12 protein-coding genes are annotated in these 15,924 nt (G+C 71.6%); 7 read left to right on the top strand and 5 right to left on the bottom strand.

Annotation, left to right across the window (positions count from 1 at the left end; translation table 11 throughout):
* Nucleotides 1-38: 38 nt before the first annotated feature.
* The 4 genes from AB0G20_RS12065 to AB0G20_RS12050 all read right to left on the bottom strand — a co-directional run bounded on the left by AB0G20_RS12065 (nucleotide 39) and on the right by AB0G20_RS12050 (nucleotide 6,458).
* Nucleotides 39-764 (bottom strand): class I SAM-dependent methyltransferase, encoded by a 726-nt coding sequence (locus AB0G20_RS12065; RefSeq protein WP_361299771.1) that lies wholly within the window; start codon nucleotides 762-764, stop codon nucleotides 39-41.
* A 123-nt stretch (nucleotides 765-887) separates the two neighbouring features.
* Nucleotides 888-3,326: a SpoIIE family protein phosphatase gene (locus tag AB0G20_RS12060; RefSeq protein WP_361299768.1), complete on the bottom strand. Its 2,439-nt coding sequence runs from the start codon at nucleotides 3,324-3,326 to the stop codon at nucleotides 888-890.
* A 142-nt stretch (nucleotides 3,327-3,468) separates the two neighbouring features.
* Nucleotides 3,469-5,859 (bottom strand): MFS transporter, encoded by a 2,391-nt coding sequence (locus AB0G20_RS12055; RefSeq protein WP_361299766.1) that lies wholly within the window; start codon nucleotides 5,857-5,859, stop codon nucleotides 3,469-3,471.
* Nucleotides 5,860-6,014: 155 nt separating this feature from the next.
* Nucleotides 6,015-6,458 carry an SRPBCC family protein gene (locus AB0G20_RS12050; protein WP_097221814.1) on the bottom strand — a complete coding sequence of 148 codons (444 nt, stop codon included), beginning with the start codon at nucleotides 6,456-6,458 and terminating at the stop codon, nucleotides 6,015-6,017.
* A 170-nt stretch (nucleotides 6,459-6,628) separates the two neighbouring features.
* Between AB0G20_RS12050 and AB0G20_RS12045 the strand changes: the two genes are divergently transcribed.
* The 4 genes from AB0G20_RS12045 to AB0G20_RS12030 all read left to right on the top strand — a co-directional run bounded on the left by AB0G20_RS12045 (nucleotide 6,629) and on the right by AB0G20_RS12030 (nucleotide 10,409).
* A complete protein-coding gene (locus AB0G20_RS12045) occupies nucleotides 6,629-7,669 on the top strand; it encodes an Rv2578c family radical SAM protein (RefSeq protein WP_361299762.1) in 1,041 nt (346 codons plus the stop codon).
* Between the two features lie 164 nt (nucleotides 7,670-7,833).
* Nucleotides 7,834-9,429 carry an alpha/beta hydrolase gene (locus AB0G20_RS12040; RefSeq protein ID WP_361299759.1) on the top strand — a complete coding sequence of 532 codons (1,596 nt, stop codon included), beginning with the start codon at nucleotides 7,834-7,836 and terminating at the stop codon, nucleotides 9,427-9,429.
* 57 nt (nucleotides 9,430-9,486) lie between these two features.
* Nucleotides 9,487-9,885 carry a RidA family protein gene (locus tag AB0G20_RS12035; RefSeq protein WP_361299756.1) on the top strand — a complete coding sequence of 133 codons (399 nt, stop codon included), beginning with the start codon at nucleotides 9,487-9,489 and terminating at the stop codon, nucleotides 9,883-9,885.
* Nucleotides 9,882-10,409 (top strand): GNAT family N-acetyltransferase, encoded by a 528-nt coding sequence (locus AB0G20_RS12030; RefSeq protein ID WP_361299753.1) that lies wholly within the window; start codon nucleotides 9,882-9,884, stop codon nucleotides 10,407-10,409. The genes AB0G20_RS12035 and AB0G20_RS12030 overlap by 4 nt, the downstream gene beginning before the upstream one ends.
* 2 nt (nucleotides 10,410-10,411) lie before the next feature.
* Here the strand turns inward: AB0G20_RS12030 and AB0G20_RS12025 are convergent, their stop codons facing one another.
* On the bottom strand, nucleotides 10,412-10,987 hold the full coding sequence (locus AB0G20_RS12025) for an adenylosuccinate lyase (RefSeq protein ID WP_361299750.1): 576 nt from the start codon (nucleotides 10,985-10,987) through the stop codon (nucleotides 10,412-10,414).
* A gap of 394 nt (nucleotides 10,988-11,381) precedes the next feature.
* On the opposite strand from AB0G20_RS12025, the gene AB0G20_RS12020 reads away from it, so the two are divergent.
* From AB0G20_RS12020 to ccrA, 3 genes are all read left to right on the top strand, one after another.
* Nucleotides 11,382-13,187: a 3-hydroxybutyryl-CoA dehydrogenase gene (locus AB0G20_RS12020; protein WP_361299747.1), complete on the top strand. Its 1,806-nt coding sequence runs from the start codon at nucleotides 11,382-11,384 to the stop codon at nucleotides 13,185-13,187.
* 160 nt (nucleotides 13,188-13,347) lie between these two features.
* Entirely contained in the window at nucleotides 13,348-14,157 is an 810-nt protein-coding gene (locus AB0G20_RS12015) for a TetR family transcriptional regulator (protein WP_361299744.1), read from the top strand.
* Nucleotides 14,158-14,570: 413 nt separating this feature from the next.
* Nucleotides 14,571-15,914, top strand: a complete 1,344-nt coding sequence (gene ccrA / locus AB0G20_RS12010) for a crotonyl-CoA carboxylase/reductase (protein WP_361299741.1) — start codon at nucleotides 14,571-14,573, stop codon at nucleotides 15,912-15,914.
* The last annotated feature ends 10 nt before the right edge of the window (nucleotides 15,915-15,924 follow it).

Genomic DNA, 15,924 nt, shown 5'->3' with positions numbered 1-15,924 from the left:
GTCCCCGGGTCCGGGCCTCTGACCGACGCCTCAGGACCTCAGGCCGTACGCCCCGCCACCAGCCAGGTGGAGGGCAGCTCGATGCGCGTGCCGTCGGGTCGGTACTCCGTGCTCCTCAGGGGCAGTCGACCGCTCGCCAGCACGGTGAGACCGGCCGAGCGCAGATACTCGGGCACCGCCTCGTCCGGGACCTCGCCGGGCGCGAGGCCGTGCCGGAACACCGGCGCGAGCTTGGGCGGCGGACCGTCCGGGCCGCCCGCGAGGCCCATCAGCACCGGCTTGGCGGCGCCCGAGAGCTCCACCAGGCAGGCGCGGCCGCGGTCGCCGACGAGCGTGGCGATCCCGTCGACCAGGGACTGCCGGTCGTCCGGCTCGCACTGGTGCAGGACGCCCCGCATGTAGACGTTGGTGTCGCCGAGCTCCGCGTGCAGGGCCTGGGTCTCGTCCTTCTCGGCGGCGTCCAGCTGCCGGTAGGCGGCCTGCCCCGCCGGGTCGCTGCGCCGGGCGTGATCGAGGGCCGCGGCGGACAGGTCGACGCCCAGCACCCGCGGGAAGCGGTCGGCGAGGTAGCGGGTCTGGGTGCCGTTGCCGCAGCCGAGGTCCACCAGCGGCAGTGCGGGATCGGCCAGATACGGTTCGAACAGGGCGAGATGCGGGCCCACGGTCAGGACCGGCTCCGCGTCCCAGAACACCGCCCCGGCTTCGCCCGACGCCTCGCGCCAGAACCCCTCCCAGGCCTCCCGGTACCGACTCGTCACGCTCATGGCCCACTCCCCAGGGTGCGAACGAATCCCGCCGTGCGGCGGGCGAGTACGGTGTATCGCGCCTCGGTCGCGGCCACAAGGACGCGGGCACGTACCTTCACTGCGCGTTCGACCCGGGGGTGTTCAGCGGCGCGGCAGCGTCAGCTCGAACCAGACCGTCTTGCCGGCCTTGGTCCTGCTGGTCCCCCACTCCCGGGACAGCGTGCTGACGACACGCAGGCCGCGTCCGGCGTCGTCGAGCGGGCCCGCGTCGATCAGCGTCGGCAGCTCGTGGTCGTCGTCGTCCACCTCGCACAGCAGGGTGTCGCCGCGGACCAGGCGCAGTGCGACGGGCCGGGCGTGGGAGTGCCGTACGGCGTTGGTGACGAGTTCGCCGGCCAGCAGCTCGGCGGGCGCGACGAGCTTCGCCAGCCCCCACTCGTGCAGTTGCTCGCGGACCACCGCGCGGGCCCGGCCCACCTCGGCCGGGTCGAGGGCGAGGCGCCATTCCGCCACGTCGTCCGGCTCGATGCCGTTGAGGCGGGCCATCAGCAGCGCCACGTCGTCCTTGCGGCCGCCGCGGCCCGCTTCTGAAAATGTCACAGCCAGGGCGCGGATGATGGTGTCGCAGGCGTCGTCCATGGACGCGGCCGGGTGCGCGGCCGACTCGCAGAGCGTCGCGAGACCCACCCCGAGGTCCTCGCCGCGCACCTCGACCAGCCCGTCGGTGCACATCACCAGCCGGTCGCCGGGCTCGACGCGCACGCGTACCGCTTCGAAGGGCACTCCCCCGACGCCGATGGGCGCGCCCGTGGGCAGGTCCAGCAGTTCGCTGCGGCCGTCATCGGCACGGACCAGGACGGGCGGGATGTGACCGGCGTTGGCGAGGTGGAGCTCGCTCGCGATCGGGTCGTAGACGGCGTAGAGGCAGGTCGCGAGGTAGCCGTCACCGAGGCGCTGGGCGAGGTCGTCGAGGTTGCGCAGCAGCTGGGCGGGCGGCAGGTCGAGTCCCGCCATGGTCTGCACGGCCGTCCGCAACTGGCCCATCATCGCGGCCGAGTTCAGGCCGTGGCCCATGACGTCGCCGACGACGAACGCCGTGCGCCCGCCGTGCAGTTTCACCGCGTCGAACCAGTCGCCGCCGACCCGCCCGAGCAGGGTGCCCGGCAGATAGCGGGTGGCGATGTCGCAGCCCGCCATGCGGGGCGGGATGTGCGGAAGCATGCTGTCCTGGAGCGTCTCGGCGACGTTCTCCTGGAAGGTGTACATGCGCGCGTTGTCGAGCACGAGGCCCGCGCGGGCGGCGAGTTCGGCGCCGGTGACGCGGTCCATGTCGTTGAAGACGGGCCGCTCCGGGTGCCGCAGCAGGATCATGAACCCGAGGACGACGTTGCGCGCCTTGAGGGGCACGACCAGCATCGAGCGGCCGGTGATGAGGGGCCGGATGTCGCGCTTCTCGAACTGCGCGGCGATGGCGTGCCCCATCTCCTCGCTGATACGCGGCACGAGGACGGGTTCGCCGCTCGTCATGCACTGGAAGAACGGCGTGTGCGCCGGGAACGGCATGGCCTCGCCGACCGGCACGACGTCGTCCCAGCGGCCCGGTTCGTCGGTGTGCTCGACGGCGACGCGGTGCCACATCGTGGTCGTGTCGGGCACTCCGTCCTCGAACGCCTCGCCGGCGACGACCTGTTCACGCAGATACGTCCCGGCGACATCGGTGAAGCGGGGCACGACGGCCCTGCTGACCTCGATGATCGTGCGGGACAGGTCGAGGGAGGTGCCGATGCGGCCGCTGACCTCGTTGAGGAACTCCAGGCGCTCACGGACGGCGGCGTACTCGAGGTCCTCGACCTCGTCCCGCAGTTCCTCCGGCACGGGTTCGCCGGCGGCCAGGGCGCGTGCGGCCCGTTCCCGGCGTGCCTTGCGCTCGGCGCGCCGGGCCACGCCCCAGTCGGGTGTGACGGGCACCCGGTCGCTCTGGCTGAACTCCAGGACCGGGTAGCCGAGTTCGAGGACCTGCGCGACGATCCGGGCGCTCTCGCCGACGCTCATGCTGGGCAGGATCTCGGGGAGCCGGCGGGCGAGGTCCTCGGACCCGGGGAGCTCGGTGTGCAGCGCGAAGCCGGGCGCGATCCGCTCGAACGCCCCGTCGCCCGCACGCAGCCCCTCCGCGTCGGCGGCCAGCACGAGCAGCCGCTCGGGCCCGGGGCCCACCAGCGGGTAGGCCCACCACAGGACGTCGACGCGGCCGTCCCCGGACGCGGTGAGCCGGGCGCGGCCCGCCGCCGGGTAGGCGAGCCCTCCGTCGAGGGAGGATTCGAGGCCGGGGCCGAGACCGTCGCCGGCGGCGTACGGGGTGGTGCCCTGCTCTTCGGGCAGGGCACCGGAGACGGGCAACAGGTCGAGGGCCGTGCGGCCGATCGCCTCTTCCTTGGGGACGCCGAACAGGCGCCGTGCGCCGCGGCTCCAGTGGGACACGAGGCCGTCGCGGTCGACCACGACGACGGCCAGGGGAACGCGGCCGGGTTCGGCGGGTTCCGTCGCCGTGCCCTGCCCAGCCCTGTCGGTGCCACGGTCCATGGCCCAGGCCCTCTCTCCCCACGGACGCAAGATCTGTGCCGGCGTCACCACCGTACGGCTCCCGCCGGTGGCGATGTGAGCCAATGCGGGAATTGCCCGCGCGAGGTTCGCACCGGCGTGCGACCCGCGCGCCGCCGCCCGTTCAGTCCTCGTGGCTCAGCTGGAGATCCCGCTCGGTACGGCCTCCTCCGGCGACCTGGAGCACGGTGGCGACGGGCGGGTATCCGGCGGCGATGACGGTGTATTCGCCGGAGGACAGGTCGACGAAGCGGAAGGTGCCGTCGGCGCCGGTGGTGAGGGTGTCGACGACATTGCCCCCCACGTCGAGCAGCGTCACGCGCGCGTCCTCGACAGGCCGGCCGCCACCCGCCCGGACGGTGCCGCGCAGCACGGCGCCGCCCGCCAGTTCGATGTCCCGGCGGGTCTCGCGGGCGGCCTGGACGGTGACGGGGAGCGCGGCCGGGCGGAAGGCGGGCGCACTGGCGGCGAGCGTGTACTCGCCGGCGACCAGCTCGGTGATGACGTAGCCGCCCTCCCGGCCGCTGCGGGTGGTGGCCACGACCTCGCCGTGCACGTTGGTGAGCGTGACGGTGGCGTCCCGTACGGGCGTGCCGTCGGCGGTGAGCACGGTGCCGATCAGGTTTCCGGCGCCGCCGAGGACGATGTCGAGTTCGACGGGGCGTTCGCCGACGGTCACCGACACCGCCTGCGGCTGGTGGCCGCCGGCCGCGGCGATCAGCACGTACGCGCCCGGGCCCGGGGTGGCCAGCGCATAGCGCCCGTCCTCGCCGCTCGCGCCGCGCCCGGTCTGCTGCCCGGTGACATCGATGAGCGTGATCGCCGCGCGGGGCACGACGGTCCCGTCGTGGTGCTGCACCGAGCCGCACACGGGTACGCCGGCGGCGTACCCGGCGCGGGCCTGCGGGATCGGGGCGTTCCCCGGCGCCGTGTCCGGGTCGGTGACGGAGGCGTTGTGGGACACCAGGGGTTTCTCCTTGAGGAAGAGGGCGATGACCAGTCCGAGGACGAGCACCGGCACCAGGTAGAGGAAGATCCGCGGCATGGCGTCGGCGTACGCCCGGATGTAGCCGTCGCGCAGGGCCGGGGGCAGTGAGTGCACCAGCTGCGGGGTGATGGACTCGGGGGCCGGCAGCCCGGTGCCCGCACGGGCGGGCAGGCGCTCGGCGAGGGCGTCGGTGAGCCGGTCGGCGAGGAGGGTGCCGAAGACGGCGGCTCCGACGCTGCCGCCGATCTGCCGGAAGTAGTTGTTGGCGCTGGTGGCAGTGCCGAGGTCGGCGGGGCGCACGGAGTTCTGCACGGCGAGGATCAGCACCGGCATCACCATGCCGATGCCGGCGCCGAGGACGGCCATCCAGATGCTGTAGTGCAGCCGGGGCGTGCCGACCTCCAGCCGCGACAGCAGCCACATGCCGGCGACGGAGAGGGCGCCGCCGAGGATCGGGTAGGCCTTGTAGCGGCCGGTGTGGCTGATGAGCTGGCCGACGATGATCGAGGCGCCGACGATGCCGGCCATCATCGGCAGCATGAGCAGGCCCGACTCGGTGGCGGAGGCCCCGTCGACCATCTGCAGATACGTCGGCAGATAGCTGGCGGCGCCGAACAGGCCGACCCCGGTCACCAGGCCGGCCAGGCCGGTGATGTTGAAGACGGAGTCCCTGAACAGCCGCAGCGGGATGAGGGGTTCGGCGGCGAAGTGCTCGGTGACGAGGAAGAGGACGGTCGCCGCCGCCGCTCCGGCGGCGAGGCCGAGGATCATGCGCGAGCCCCAGGCGTACTCGGTGCCGCCCCAGCTGGTCAGCAGGACCAGGCAGGTGGAGGCGGCGGTCAGCAGCAGCGCCCCGAGGATGTCCAGCCGGGCCCTGACGGCCGGCTTGGGCAGCTTCAGCGTGACGGCGACGACGGCCAGGGTGACCAGGCCGAAGGGGACGTTGATGTAGAAGCACCAGCGCCAGGAGAGGTGGTCCGTGAAGTAGCCGCCGAGCAGCGGTCCGGCCACGGAGGCGAGGCCGAAGGCGGCGCCGATCAGTCCCATGTAGCGGCCGCGCTGCCGGGGCGGCACGATGTCCGCGATGATCGCCTGGACGCCGATCATCAGGCCGCCCGCGCCGACGCCCTGCAGGGCGCGGAAGGCGATCAGCTGGTCCATGGTCTGAGCCCGGCCCGCGAGCGCGGAGCCGACGACGAAGACGACGATCGCGAACTGGAAGACGCTCTTGCGGCCCAGCAGATCACCGAGCTTGCCGTAGATCGGCAGTCCGACGGTGGCGGTGAGCAGGTAGGCGGTGATCGCCCAGGACATCCGGTCCAGGCCGTGCAGTTCACCGACGATCTTCGGCAGCGCGGTGGCGACGATCATCTGCTCCAGGGCGGCCAGGAGCAGGGCCGGCATGAGAGCGAGGAAGACCAGCCGCACCCGGCGCGGGCTCGGTCCGGTGTCCGGATCCGGCGGTGGTGCGGGGGTGTCGGGAGGCGCCACCGCCGGTTCGTCCTGCGCCAGAGTGATCCCGCCCACTCACCGCTCCCCTCGTCGCGCTGCCGCACAATTCCCGCGTAAAAGCGACAACTACGAGCAAGCGCGACGAGTTACGGCACAGGAGCGAGCCGTACGGAGATCACTCGAACCGGTGAGGGGCGCAACGCCCCCTGGTGGTCTGCGTTTTGGGGCGGCTACTTCTCGACCTCGGCGGCGAGCTTGGCGAGCATCGCGTCGTAGATCCGGCCGAGACCCTTGGGCGCGAAGGTCTTCTCGAAGAAGCCGCCGATGCCGCCGGCGCCGGTCCAGGTGGTGGTCACGACGACCCGGGACTTGCCCTCGCCTGCCGGGGTGACCCGCCAGGTGGTGACCATGGAGGAGTTGCGGTCCTTCTCGACCAGTTCGCCGTCGGTGGGCTCGCTGACCTCCAGGAGGCAGTCGCGCACCCGCTTGCTGGTGGCCTGGAGCTTCCAGTGGACGAGGGTGCCCTCGCCGTCGCCGCCCTCCCGGACCTCGTACTCGCTGAACTGCTCGGGCAGCAGCTTCGCGCGCGTGCCGCTGTAGTCGGCGAGGGCGTCGAACACCGTCTCCGCGTCCGCCGCGACGATCCGCTCCGTAGTGGCCTCGACCTGCGCCATCGCTTTCCTCCAGGACCTGGTTGCTCGGGGGTCGGGGCAAGCCAACCACCCCGCCGCCCGGCCCCCCAAATCGGGGTGGCACAACCCGGTCGAACACGTTCGGAAAACACCCTCGCACGATCAAGGGAACATGTGTTCTATTCTGTGGCCAGTGCTACCGAGGAGGCGTCATGCGCTGGGAGAACCTCACAGTGGACTCCGAACACAGCCGGGCCGATGCCGCGCTGTTCGGCGCGGACGCGGTGACCACGCGGACCTTCGACACGCCGGAGTTCCGCGGGATCACCTTCCACGAGATCCGTGCCCGCTCGATCATCAACCGGGTTCCGGCGGTCTCGCGGATGTCGTTCCAGTGGACGGTCAACCCCTATCGAGGCTGCTCGCACGCGTGCGTGTACTGCTTCGCACGCAAGACGCACAGTTATCTGGACCTCGACACGGGCCTGGGCTTCGACAGCCAGATCGTCGTCAAGATCAACGCGCCGGAGCTGCTGCGCCGGCAGCTCGGCTCGCGCCGCTGGCAGGGCGAGCACATCGCCATGGGCACGAACGTCGACTGCTACCAGCGCGCCGAGGGCCGCTACCGCCTGATGCCGGGCATCATCGCGGCGCTGCGCGACCACGCGAACCCCTTCTCGATCCTCACCAAGGGCACGCTCATCCTGCGCGACCTGGAGCTGATCAAGCAGGCGGCACAGGTGACCGACGTCGGCATCTCCGTGTCGGTCGGCTTCACCGAGCAGGAGCTGTGGCGCACCGTCGAGCCGGGCACGCCCGCGCCGGAGCGGCGCCTGGAGGTGGTCCGCACCCTGGGCGAGCACGGCATCGGCTGCGGGGTGCTGATGGCGCCGGTGATCCCGTTCCTCAGCGACACGCCCGCCCAACTCCGCGCCACCGTGCGGGCGATCGCGGCCTGTGGTGCCACGTCCGTGACACCGCTGGTGCTGCATCTGCGGCCCGGCGCCCGCGAGTGGTTCATGGCCTGGCTGGGGCAGCACCATCCGTACCTGGTGTCCCGCTACGAGCGGTTGTACGCGGAGGGCTCCTACGCCCCGAAGTGGTACCAGCGGCGGATCACCCGTCAGGTGCACGAACTGGCCGAGGAGTACGGCATCGGGCCCACGCGCGCGCAGACGCCGCGGCGGATCCGGCCCGCCGAGCCGGCCGAGGAGCCCCCGGTGGAGGGGCCGACCCAACTCTCGCTCCTCTAGGAGAATTCGAGACCAACGCTCCTTTGCGAGCATTCGAGCGCATCCGAAGATCCAATTGGGTCATGAGTTTGACGGAATGAGTTCTTCCAGGACCGGTTTCCGGGACGATGCGGCGAGGACGGTGACCCTCGCGGTCCGACATCCCGCCGTCCTGGGAGGACTCCATGAGAAAACGCGCAGCCGCACTGTGCGGCGCCGCCGTCGTCATGGCCGGGACCTTCACGGCCGTCCCCGCCGAGGCGAGCGCACCCAGCACCGCGACCACCACGCAGACCGCGAAGCTCACCTGGAAGAGCTGCGCCACCGAGGACTATCCGACGCTCCAGTGCGCCTCCCTGAAGGTGCCGCTCGACCACCGCAGGCCGCACGGGGAGAAGATCACCCTCGCCCTGTCCCGCGTCCCGCACACCGCCCGGACCTACCAGGGCCCGCTGCTGGTCAACCCCGGCGGCCCCGGCGGCAGCGGGCTCACGCTCGCCGGGTTCGTCGCGTCCTCGCTGCCCGCGAAGGTCGCGGCCCAGTACGACGTCATCGGCTTCGACCCGCGCGGTGTGGGAGCGAGCAAGCCCGCCCTGGACTGCAAGCCGGGCCACTTCGACCCGGTCCGCCCGAACTCCCTGCCGGCTACGCCCGCGATCGAGAAGGCCAACCTCGACCGCGCCAGGTCCTTCGCCGCCGCGTGCGGCAAGAAGTACGCGCATCTCCTGCCGTACATCAACACCACCAGCGCCGTACGCGACATGGACGCGATCCGGCAGGCCCTGGGCGCGAAGAAGATCAACTACTTCGGCTACTCGTACGGCACCTACCTGGGCGCGGTCTACGCCAGGTTCTTCCCGGAGCGGGTCCGGCGCCTGGTCCTGGACTCCGTGGTCGACCCGACGGACGTCTGGTACGAGGCCAACCTCAACCAGGACGTGGCCTTCAACGACCGCCACCGCGCCTTCCTCGCCTGGGTCGCCCGCTACGACGCGACCTACAAGCTCGGCACCGATCCGGAGAAGATCGAGGCCAAGTGGTACGCGATGCGCGCGGCCCTCGCCAAGAAGCCGGCGGACGGCACGGTCGGCGCCTCGGAGCTGGAGGACACCTTCATCCCGGGCGGCTACTACAACGGCTACTGGCCCAGCTTGGCGGAGGCGTTCGCGGCGTACGTGAACGACAAGGACCCCGAGCCGCTGGTCGAGGCGTACGAGAACTTCGGCGCGGTCGACGCCTCCGGCGACAACGGCTACAGCGTCTACACCTCGGTGCAGTGCCGGGACGCCGACTGGCCGCGCGACTGGCGGCAGTGGCGCAAGGACAACTGGGCGGTGTACGAGAAGGCGCCGTTCATGACCTGGAACAACGCCTGGTACAACGCGCCGTGCGCGTTCTGGCCGACGGACTCGCTGCGCCCGGTGAACGTGGCCAACGGCAAACTGCCGCCGGCCCTGCTGTTCCAGGCGACCGGTGACGCGGCCACCCCGTACGAGGGCGGTGTCACCGTGCACCGTCTGCTGGCCCGTTCCAGCCTGGTGGTCGAGGAGGGCGGCGGCAACCACGGCATCACGCTGAGCGGCAACGCCTGCCTGGACAAGCACCTTGCGGCGTACCTGACGGACGGCACGGTGCCGCGCGGCTACGGCACGGCGGACGCGGTGTGCGAGGCGCTGCCCGACCCGAAGCCCGCGGCGGCCACGGCTTCGGCTTCGACACGGGGGGCGTCGGCCTCCTCGAACGGTTCGGCGCTGCACGGCCTGCTCGGCTTCCGTCACTGAGCGGCTGACGATCCGTCGGGGGCGGGCGCTGTCAGTCCCATCGTCCACCATGGACCCATGAGTGAGCTGACGAGGATCCCCGCCCCCGACGGCGTCGCCGCCGCGGCCCAGTACAGCCATGTCGTCATCGGCACGGGCCGTTTCGTGGCGATCTCCGGCCAGCTCGCGCTCGACGAGCGCGGGCGGCCGGCCGGCGAGGGCGACCCCGCCACGCAGGCGCGCCAGGTCTTCGAGAATCTCCGCCGCTGCCTGGCGGCCGCCGGCGCGACGTTCGACGACGTCGTCAAGCTCACCTACTTCGTCACGGACATGGCCCATATGCCGGCCATCCGCGCGGCCCGCGCCGAGCACATACCCGACGACCGGCTGCCGGCCGCCTCGGCGGTGCAGGTCGCCGCGCTGGTCCGGCCGGAGTTCCTGCTGGAGGTCGAGGCGTTCGCGGTGGTGCCGGAATGAGCGGCCTGCGCGTCCGGGAGATGACGCTCGCGGACTGCGACCGCGTCGCGGAGATCCGCACCCGCGGATGGCAGAGCGCCTACCGGGGCCTGATCCCGCAGTCGTACCTGGACGGGCTCAGCGTCGAGGAGGACGCCGAGCGCCGTCGTACGTACCTCTCGCAGGGCGACGGGAGTGTGGTGAACCTGGTCGCCGAGGACGCCGGCGGCGAGCTCGTCGGCTGGGCGTGTCACGGACCGTACCGGGACGACGAAGTCCTCACCGCGGACGCCGAGTTGTACGCCATCTACGTCCATCCGGACCAGGTGGGGCAAGGCGTCGGGCGGGCGCTGCTCACGGAGTCCGTCACACGCTGCACCGCCGCGGGCCACGGCCGTCTCCTGCTGTGGGTGCTCAAGGAGAACGACCGGGCCCGCCGCTTCTACGAACGGGCAGGGTTCCGGGCGGACGGCGCCGAGGAGCCCTTCGAGGTGGACGGGGTCGCGGTCCCCGAGGTGCGGTACGCCAGGACGCTCCCCCGCTGACGTCACCTCTGCTTCGGAATCCGCCCCAGCGCCCGCACCGCCGCCTCGGCCAGGGCCGGATGCGCGAGTGCCTCGTTGAGGACGGGTCTGGCCCGGACGTCGCCCATCGTGCCGAGTCCGTCCACGCAGGCGAGGGCCACCCGGCGGTACGGGTCGTGCGGGCGCAGGCGCCGCTGGAGCGTGGTGATCAGCGCGGGCACCGCCTCCGGGGCGCGCAGCTCGACCAGGAGCCGCACCGGGTGCAGGGCGTAGGCGACGCGCAGTTCGTTGGTGGCGAGGGCGGCGGCCGCGCGGGCGGTACGCGGGTCGCCGAGCCGGGCGAGGGCGTGGGCGGCGGAGGCGCAGCGCGGCGGGTCACGGTGGTTGAGCAGCAGCACCAGCGCCTCGAAGGCCCGCCGGTCCCGCGCGAGTCCCAGCCGGAACGCGGCCAGCTCCCTCGCCCACAGGTGCTGCCCGGGTTCGGTCAGCACCGCCGCCAGGGCGTCGAGGTCGTCGGTCGCCACGAGCCGCTCGAACGCGGGCGGCGCCCCCGACTCCTGCCGTAAGCGCTCCGTGAGTGATCGCAACTCTTCGTCCATGACTCAGAGGTTAGGGGCGGCGCGAGCTGCGCGGGACGTACATCACAAACCCGAGGGCTGGCGCGCTCGTTACCCGCCAGTTAAGCTCAGACGAGCGAGTTACCCACTCGCATTCCTCGCGGCGGTCTGGTGACGCGGCTGTCGCGAGAGCAGTCGGTTCGGTGCCTCAGGTACCGCAGTACGGCTCGGCCCCGGGACAGGGCCGGTCGGACCCGCCGTTCACCCCGGGCGTGTGCACGCCCGCGGCGCGGCACCGGGCGTGTGCGCTTCGCAGCCCGGCCAACACCCGCACTTCATCACGCACCCGGTGCGCCCGTGGTCCGGCCCCTGCCGGGCCGCATCCGGCGCACCCGGAGCGCGTTCCCCGTCGTCACCCTCATCCTGGAGTCCCGCGATGGCCACTCCCCTTTCCGACCCGTCCCAGTCCCCGCTGCAGACCATCGCCGTCGTCGGCCTCGGCACGATGGGCACCGGCATCGCCGAGGTCCTCGCCAAGGCCGGCCGCACGGTCGTCGGCATCGACATCAGCGAGTCCCAGGCCGCGAAGTGCGTCGCCGCGCTGGAGGCCTCCACCGCCCGTGGCGTCGAGCGCGGGCGGCTGACCGAGCAGGAGCGCGCCGAGATCCTCGGCCGGGTCCGCACCTCCGCCGACCTGCGCACCGCGGCCGACGCCGACCTGGTCATCGAGGTGGCCCCGGAGTCGTACGAGATCAAGCAGCAGATCTTCCGGGAGCTGGACGGGATCGTGCGCCCCGAGACGATCCTGGCGACGGGCACCAACGCCCTGTCCGTGACCCGCCTGGCGGCCGACTCGTCCCGCCCCGAGCGGGTGCTGGGCCTGCACTTCTTCAACCCGGCCCCGGCGATGCGGCTGGTCGAGGTCGTCTCCTCGGTGCTGACCTCGCCGGCGGCCGTCACCGCGGTCACCGACCTCACGCTCGACCTGGGCAAGGAGCCCGTCGCGGTCGGCGACCGCCCCGGATTCGTCGCGGACGGCCTGCTGTTCGGCTACCTCAACCAGGCGGCCGCGATGTACGAGGCGAAGTACGCCTCGCGCGAGGACATCGACGCCGCGATGCGGCTGGGCTGCGGGCTGCCCATGGGCCCGCTGGCGCTGCTCGACCTGATCGGCGTCGACACCGCGCGCACGGTCCTGGAGGCCATGTACGCCGCCTCCCGCGACCGGCTGCACGCCCCGGCCCCGATCCTCAAGCAGCTCAGCGAGGCGGGCCTGACCGGCCGCAAGGCGGGGCGCGGCTTCTACACGTACGAGGAGCCGGGCAGCCCGGTCGTCGTGCGGGACGCGCTGACCCCGCTGGAGGGCGGCGAACTGGTTCCCGGGCGTGAGGTGCGCTCGGTCGGTGTCGCGGGGTCGGGCACCATGGCCTCCGGTATCGCCGAGGTCTTCGCCAAGGCCGGGTACGACGTGGTCATCGCCGCCCGCAGCGCGGAGAAGGCGCAGACCGCGAAGGCCCGGATCGGCAAGTCCCTGACCCGCTCGGTCGACAAGGGCCGGATGACCGCCGAGGCCGCCGCCGCGACCCTGGACCGCATCACCGCCACGGGCACCTACGACGACTTCGCCGACGTCGACCTGGCCGTGGAGGCCATCGCCGAGGACCTGGAGGTCAAGCGGCAGTTGTTCGCGGCCCTGGACAAGGTCTGCAAGCCGGGCGCCATCCTGGCCACCACGACCTCGTCGCTGCCGGTCGTCGCCTGCGCCCGGGCCACCTCGCGCCCGCAGGACGTGATCGGCATGCACTTCTTCAACCCGGCACCGGCCATGAAGCTGGTCGAGGTCGTCCGTACGGTGCTGACCGCCGACGACGTCCACGCGACGGTGCGCGAGGTGTGCGGCCGGATCAGGAAGCACCCGGTCGACTGCGGTGACCGCGCGGGCTTCATCGTGAACGCACTGCTGTTCCCGTACCTCAACAACGCGATCAAGATGGTGGAGGAGCACTACGCGACGCTCGACGACATCGACGCGGCGATGAAGCTGGGCGGCGGTTACCCGATGGGCCCGTTCGAACTGCTGGACGTCGTCGGGCTGGACGTCTCGCTCGCCATCGAGAAGGTCCTGCACCGCGAGTTCCGCGACCCGGGGCTCGCTCCGGCGCCGCTGCTGGAGCACCTGGTGGCCGCGGGCTGCCTCGGCCGCAAGACCGGCCGTGGCTTCCGCGAATATGCCAAGCGCTGAGCGTCCCGGCGACTGGTTCCGGTCCGGCGCGGAGTGGGGTGGCCTGCTCGGCCCGGACCGGTTCCACCCGGCCGACCGGCCCGCCCCTCCCCCGCCCCCGGGCTCCGGTGGAGAACCAGGTCATGCGCACCGAGCTGCGCACATGCAGTACGTTCAGGGCATGCCCCAGCCCGCCAAGTCCTCACGTACCTCAGCTACGGCCGACGCGCCGGAGAGTGCCGCCGGCTCTCGCGCCGCCGCCCAGCGGCTCAAGATGCGCCGGGAACTGGCGGCAGCCGCGATGGAGCTGTTCGCGACCAAGGGGTACGAGGCGACCACCGTCGACGAGATCGCGGCCCAGGCCGGCGTCGCCCGCCGCACCTTCTTCCGCCACTTCCGCTCCAAGGAAGAGGCGATCTTCCCCGACCACGACGACACCCTGATCCGCGCCGAGGCGGTGCTCAACGCCGCGCCCGCGCACGAGCATCCGCTCGACACGGTGTGCCGCGGCATCAAGGAAGTCATGAGGATGTACGCGGCCCGGCCGGAGATCTCGGTCGCCCGCTACAAACTGACGCGCGAGGTGCCCACCCTGCGCGAGGCGGAGATCGCGTCGGTGGCCCGCTACGAGCGCCTCTTCACCCGTTACCTCCTCGGCCACTTCGACGAGCGCGCGCACGCCGACGACGCCAACGACGACCCGCTGCTGGCGGAGGTCGCCGCGTCCGCGGTCGTCACCGCCCACAACCACGTGCTGCGGCGCTGGCTGCGAGCGGGCGGCCAGGGGGACGTGGAGGCGCAGCTGGACCACGCCTTCGCGATCGTGCGCAAGACCTTCGGCACGGGCATCGGGGCCGGGCGCTCCACGGAACCGCAGCCGGCCGTGGCCACGGCTTCGGCGCAGGGCGAGGTGCTGGTGACCGTCGCCCGCACCGACGCCCCGCTGGACGAGGTCATGCGGACGATCGAACAGGCGCTCAAGGAGCGTTGAGCGGGCCTCCGAGAAGCGCTGAGAGGCGCCGAGCGGCTCACGCCGCTGTGATGACGGCCACCCTGCGGGGTGGCCGTTTTGGCATGTCAGAGGCCGTTTTGCAGGCCCTTGGAAACGCCATTCGATCGATCATCGCTCATTTGTTACGTAAAGATTTCATCTGAGGCGAACTTCTGGCACTCAGTGCCTTGCGGGGTGACACGCGGTGTCATACGTTGAAGAGGTCCGGGCGACGTCCCAGCAAGCTCACCCGCCTGCTCGCCCGGGCGCCTGCGTCACAGGCAACCTCCCGCGCCACCCAGCGCTGCCGAACAGCACCACCGCCGAACCGACGGCACACCCTCAACCCTCAGCAGCACCGACGAAACCATCGGCGCCCCTCCCTCAGGGCGCTCACCGCCGGAGGCAACACCGTGACCGTTAAGGACATCCTGGCCGCGATCCAGTCGCCCGACTCCACGTCGGAGGACTTCGCCGCCCTCCCGCTCCCCGAGTCGTACCGCGCGATCACCGTGCACAAGGACGAGACGGAGATGTTCGCGGGCCTCGAGACCCGCGACAAGGACCCCCGCAAGTCGATCCACCTGGACGAGGTGCCGCTGCCCGAGCTCGGCCCGGGCGAGGCCCTGGTGGCCGTCATGGCCTCGTCGGTCAACTACAACTCGGTGTGGACGTCGATCTTCGAGCCGCTGTCCACCTTCGGCTTCCTGGAGCGCTACGGCCGCACCAACGAGCTGGCCAAGCGCCACGACCTGCCGTACCACATCATCGGCTCCGACCTCGCGGGCGTCGTCCTGCGCACCGGCCCCGGCGTCAACGCCTGGCGCCCCGGTGACGAGGTCGTCGCGCACTGCCTGTCCGTCGAGCTGGAGTCCAGCGACGGCCACAACGACACGATGCTCGACCCCGAGCAGCGCATCTGGGGCTTCGAGACCAACTTCGGCGGCCTCGCCGAGATCGCCCTGGTCAAGTCCAACCAGCTGATGCCGAAGCCCGACCACCTGTCGTGGGAGGAGGCCGCCGCCCCCGGTCTGGTCAACTCCACCGCCTACCGGCAGCTGGTCTCCCGCAACGGCGCCGGCATGAAGCAGGGCGACAACGTCCTCATCTGGGGCGCGAGCGGCGGACTCGGCAGCTACGCCACCCAGTTCGCGCTGGCCGGCGGTGCCAACCCGATCTGTGTCGTCTCCAGTGAGCAGAAGGCGGACATCTGCCGCTCGATGGGCGCCGACGCGATCATCGACCGCAACGCCGAGGGCTACAAGTTCTGGAAGGACGAGAACACCCAGGACCCCAAGGAGTGGAAGCGCTTCGGCAAGCGCATCCGCGAACTCACCGGCGGCGAGGACATCGACATCGTCTTCGAGCACCCCGGCCGCGAGACCTTCGGCGCCTCGGTGTTCGTCACCCGCAAGGGCGGCACCATCACCACCTGCGCCTCGACCTCGGGCTACATGCACGAGTACGACAACCGCTACCTGTGGATGTCGCTGAAGCGGATCATCGGCTCGCACTTCGCCAACTACCGCGAGGCCTGGGAGGCCAACCGGCTCATCGCGAAGGGCAAGATCCACCCCACCCTGTCGAAGGTGTACTCCCTGGAGGACACCGGCCAGGCCGCCTTCGACGTGCACCGCAACCTCCACCAGGGCAAGGTCGGCGTGCTGTGCATGGCCCCCGAGGAGGGCCTGGGCGTGCGCGACCAGGAGAAGCGGGCCAAGCACGTGGACGCCATCAACCGCTTCCGCAACATCTGAGGAGCGCTGC

Origin of the sequence: Streptomyces sp. NPDC024017 (assembly GCF_040638895.1) — a bacterium.
Taxonomy (GTDB): domain Bacteria; phylum Actinomycetota; class Actinomycetes; order Streptomycetales; family Streptomycetaceae; genus Streptomyces.
This window is presented reverse-complemented; position numbering and strand designations above follow the sequence as displayed.

What these genes read in the sequence shown, in the direction of transcription:
- AB0G20_RS12065 (WP_361299771.1), bottom strand. Translation starts at nt 764, where the DNA reads ATGAGCGTGACGAGTCGGTACCGGGAGGCCTGGGAGGGGTTCTGGCGC.
- AB0G20_RS12060 (WP_361299768.1), bottom strand. Translation starts at nt 3,326, where the DNA reads ATGGACCGTGGCACCGACAGGGCTGGGCAGGGCACGGCGACGGAACCC.
- AB0G20_RS12050 (WP_097221814.1), bottom strand. Translation starts at nt 6,458, where the DNA reads ATGGCGCAGGTCGAGGCCACTACGGAGCGGATCGTCGCGGCGGACGCG.
- AB0G20_RS12045 (WP_361299762.1), top strand. Translation starts at nt 6,629, where the DNA reads ATGCGCTGGGAGAACCTCACAGTGGACTCCGAACACAGCCGGGCCGAT.
- AB0G20_RS12040 (WP_361299759.1), top strand. Translation starts at nt 7,834, where the DNA reads ATGAGAAAACGCGCAGCCGCACTGTGCGGCGCCGCCGTCGTCATGGCC.
- AB0G20_RS12035 (WP_361299756.1), top strand. Translation starts at nt 9,487, where the DNA reads ATGAGTGAGCTGACGAGGATCCCCGCCCCCGACGGCGTCGCCGCCGCG.
- AB0G20_RS12030 (WP_361299753.1), top strand. Translation starts at nt 9,882, where the DNA reads ATGAGCGGCCTGCGCGTCCGGGAGATGACGCTCGCGGACTGCGACCGC.
- AB0G20_RS12025 (WP_361299750.1), bottom strand. Translation starts at nt 10,987, where the DNA reads ATGGACGAAGAGTTGCGATCACTCACGGAGCGCTTACGGCAGGAGTCG.
- AB0G20_RS12020 (WP_361299747.1), top strand. Translation starts at nt 11,382, where the DNA reads ATGGCCACTCCCCTTTCCGACCCGTCCCAGTCCCCGCTGCAGACCATC.
- AB0G20_RS12015 (WP_361299744.1), top strand. Translation starts at nt 13,348, where the DNA reads ATGCCCCAGCCCGCCAAGTCCTCACGTACCTCAGCTACGGCCGACGCG.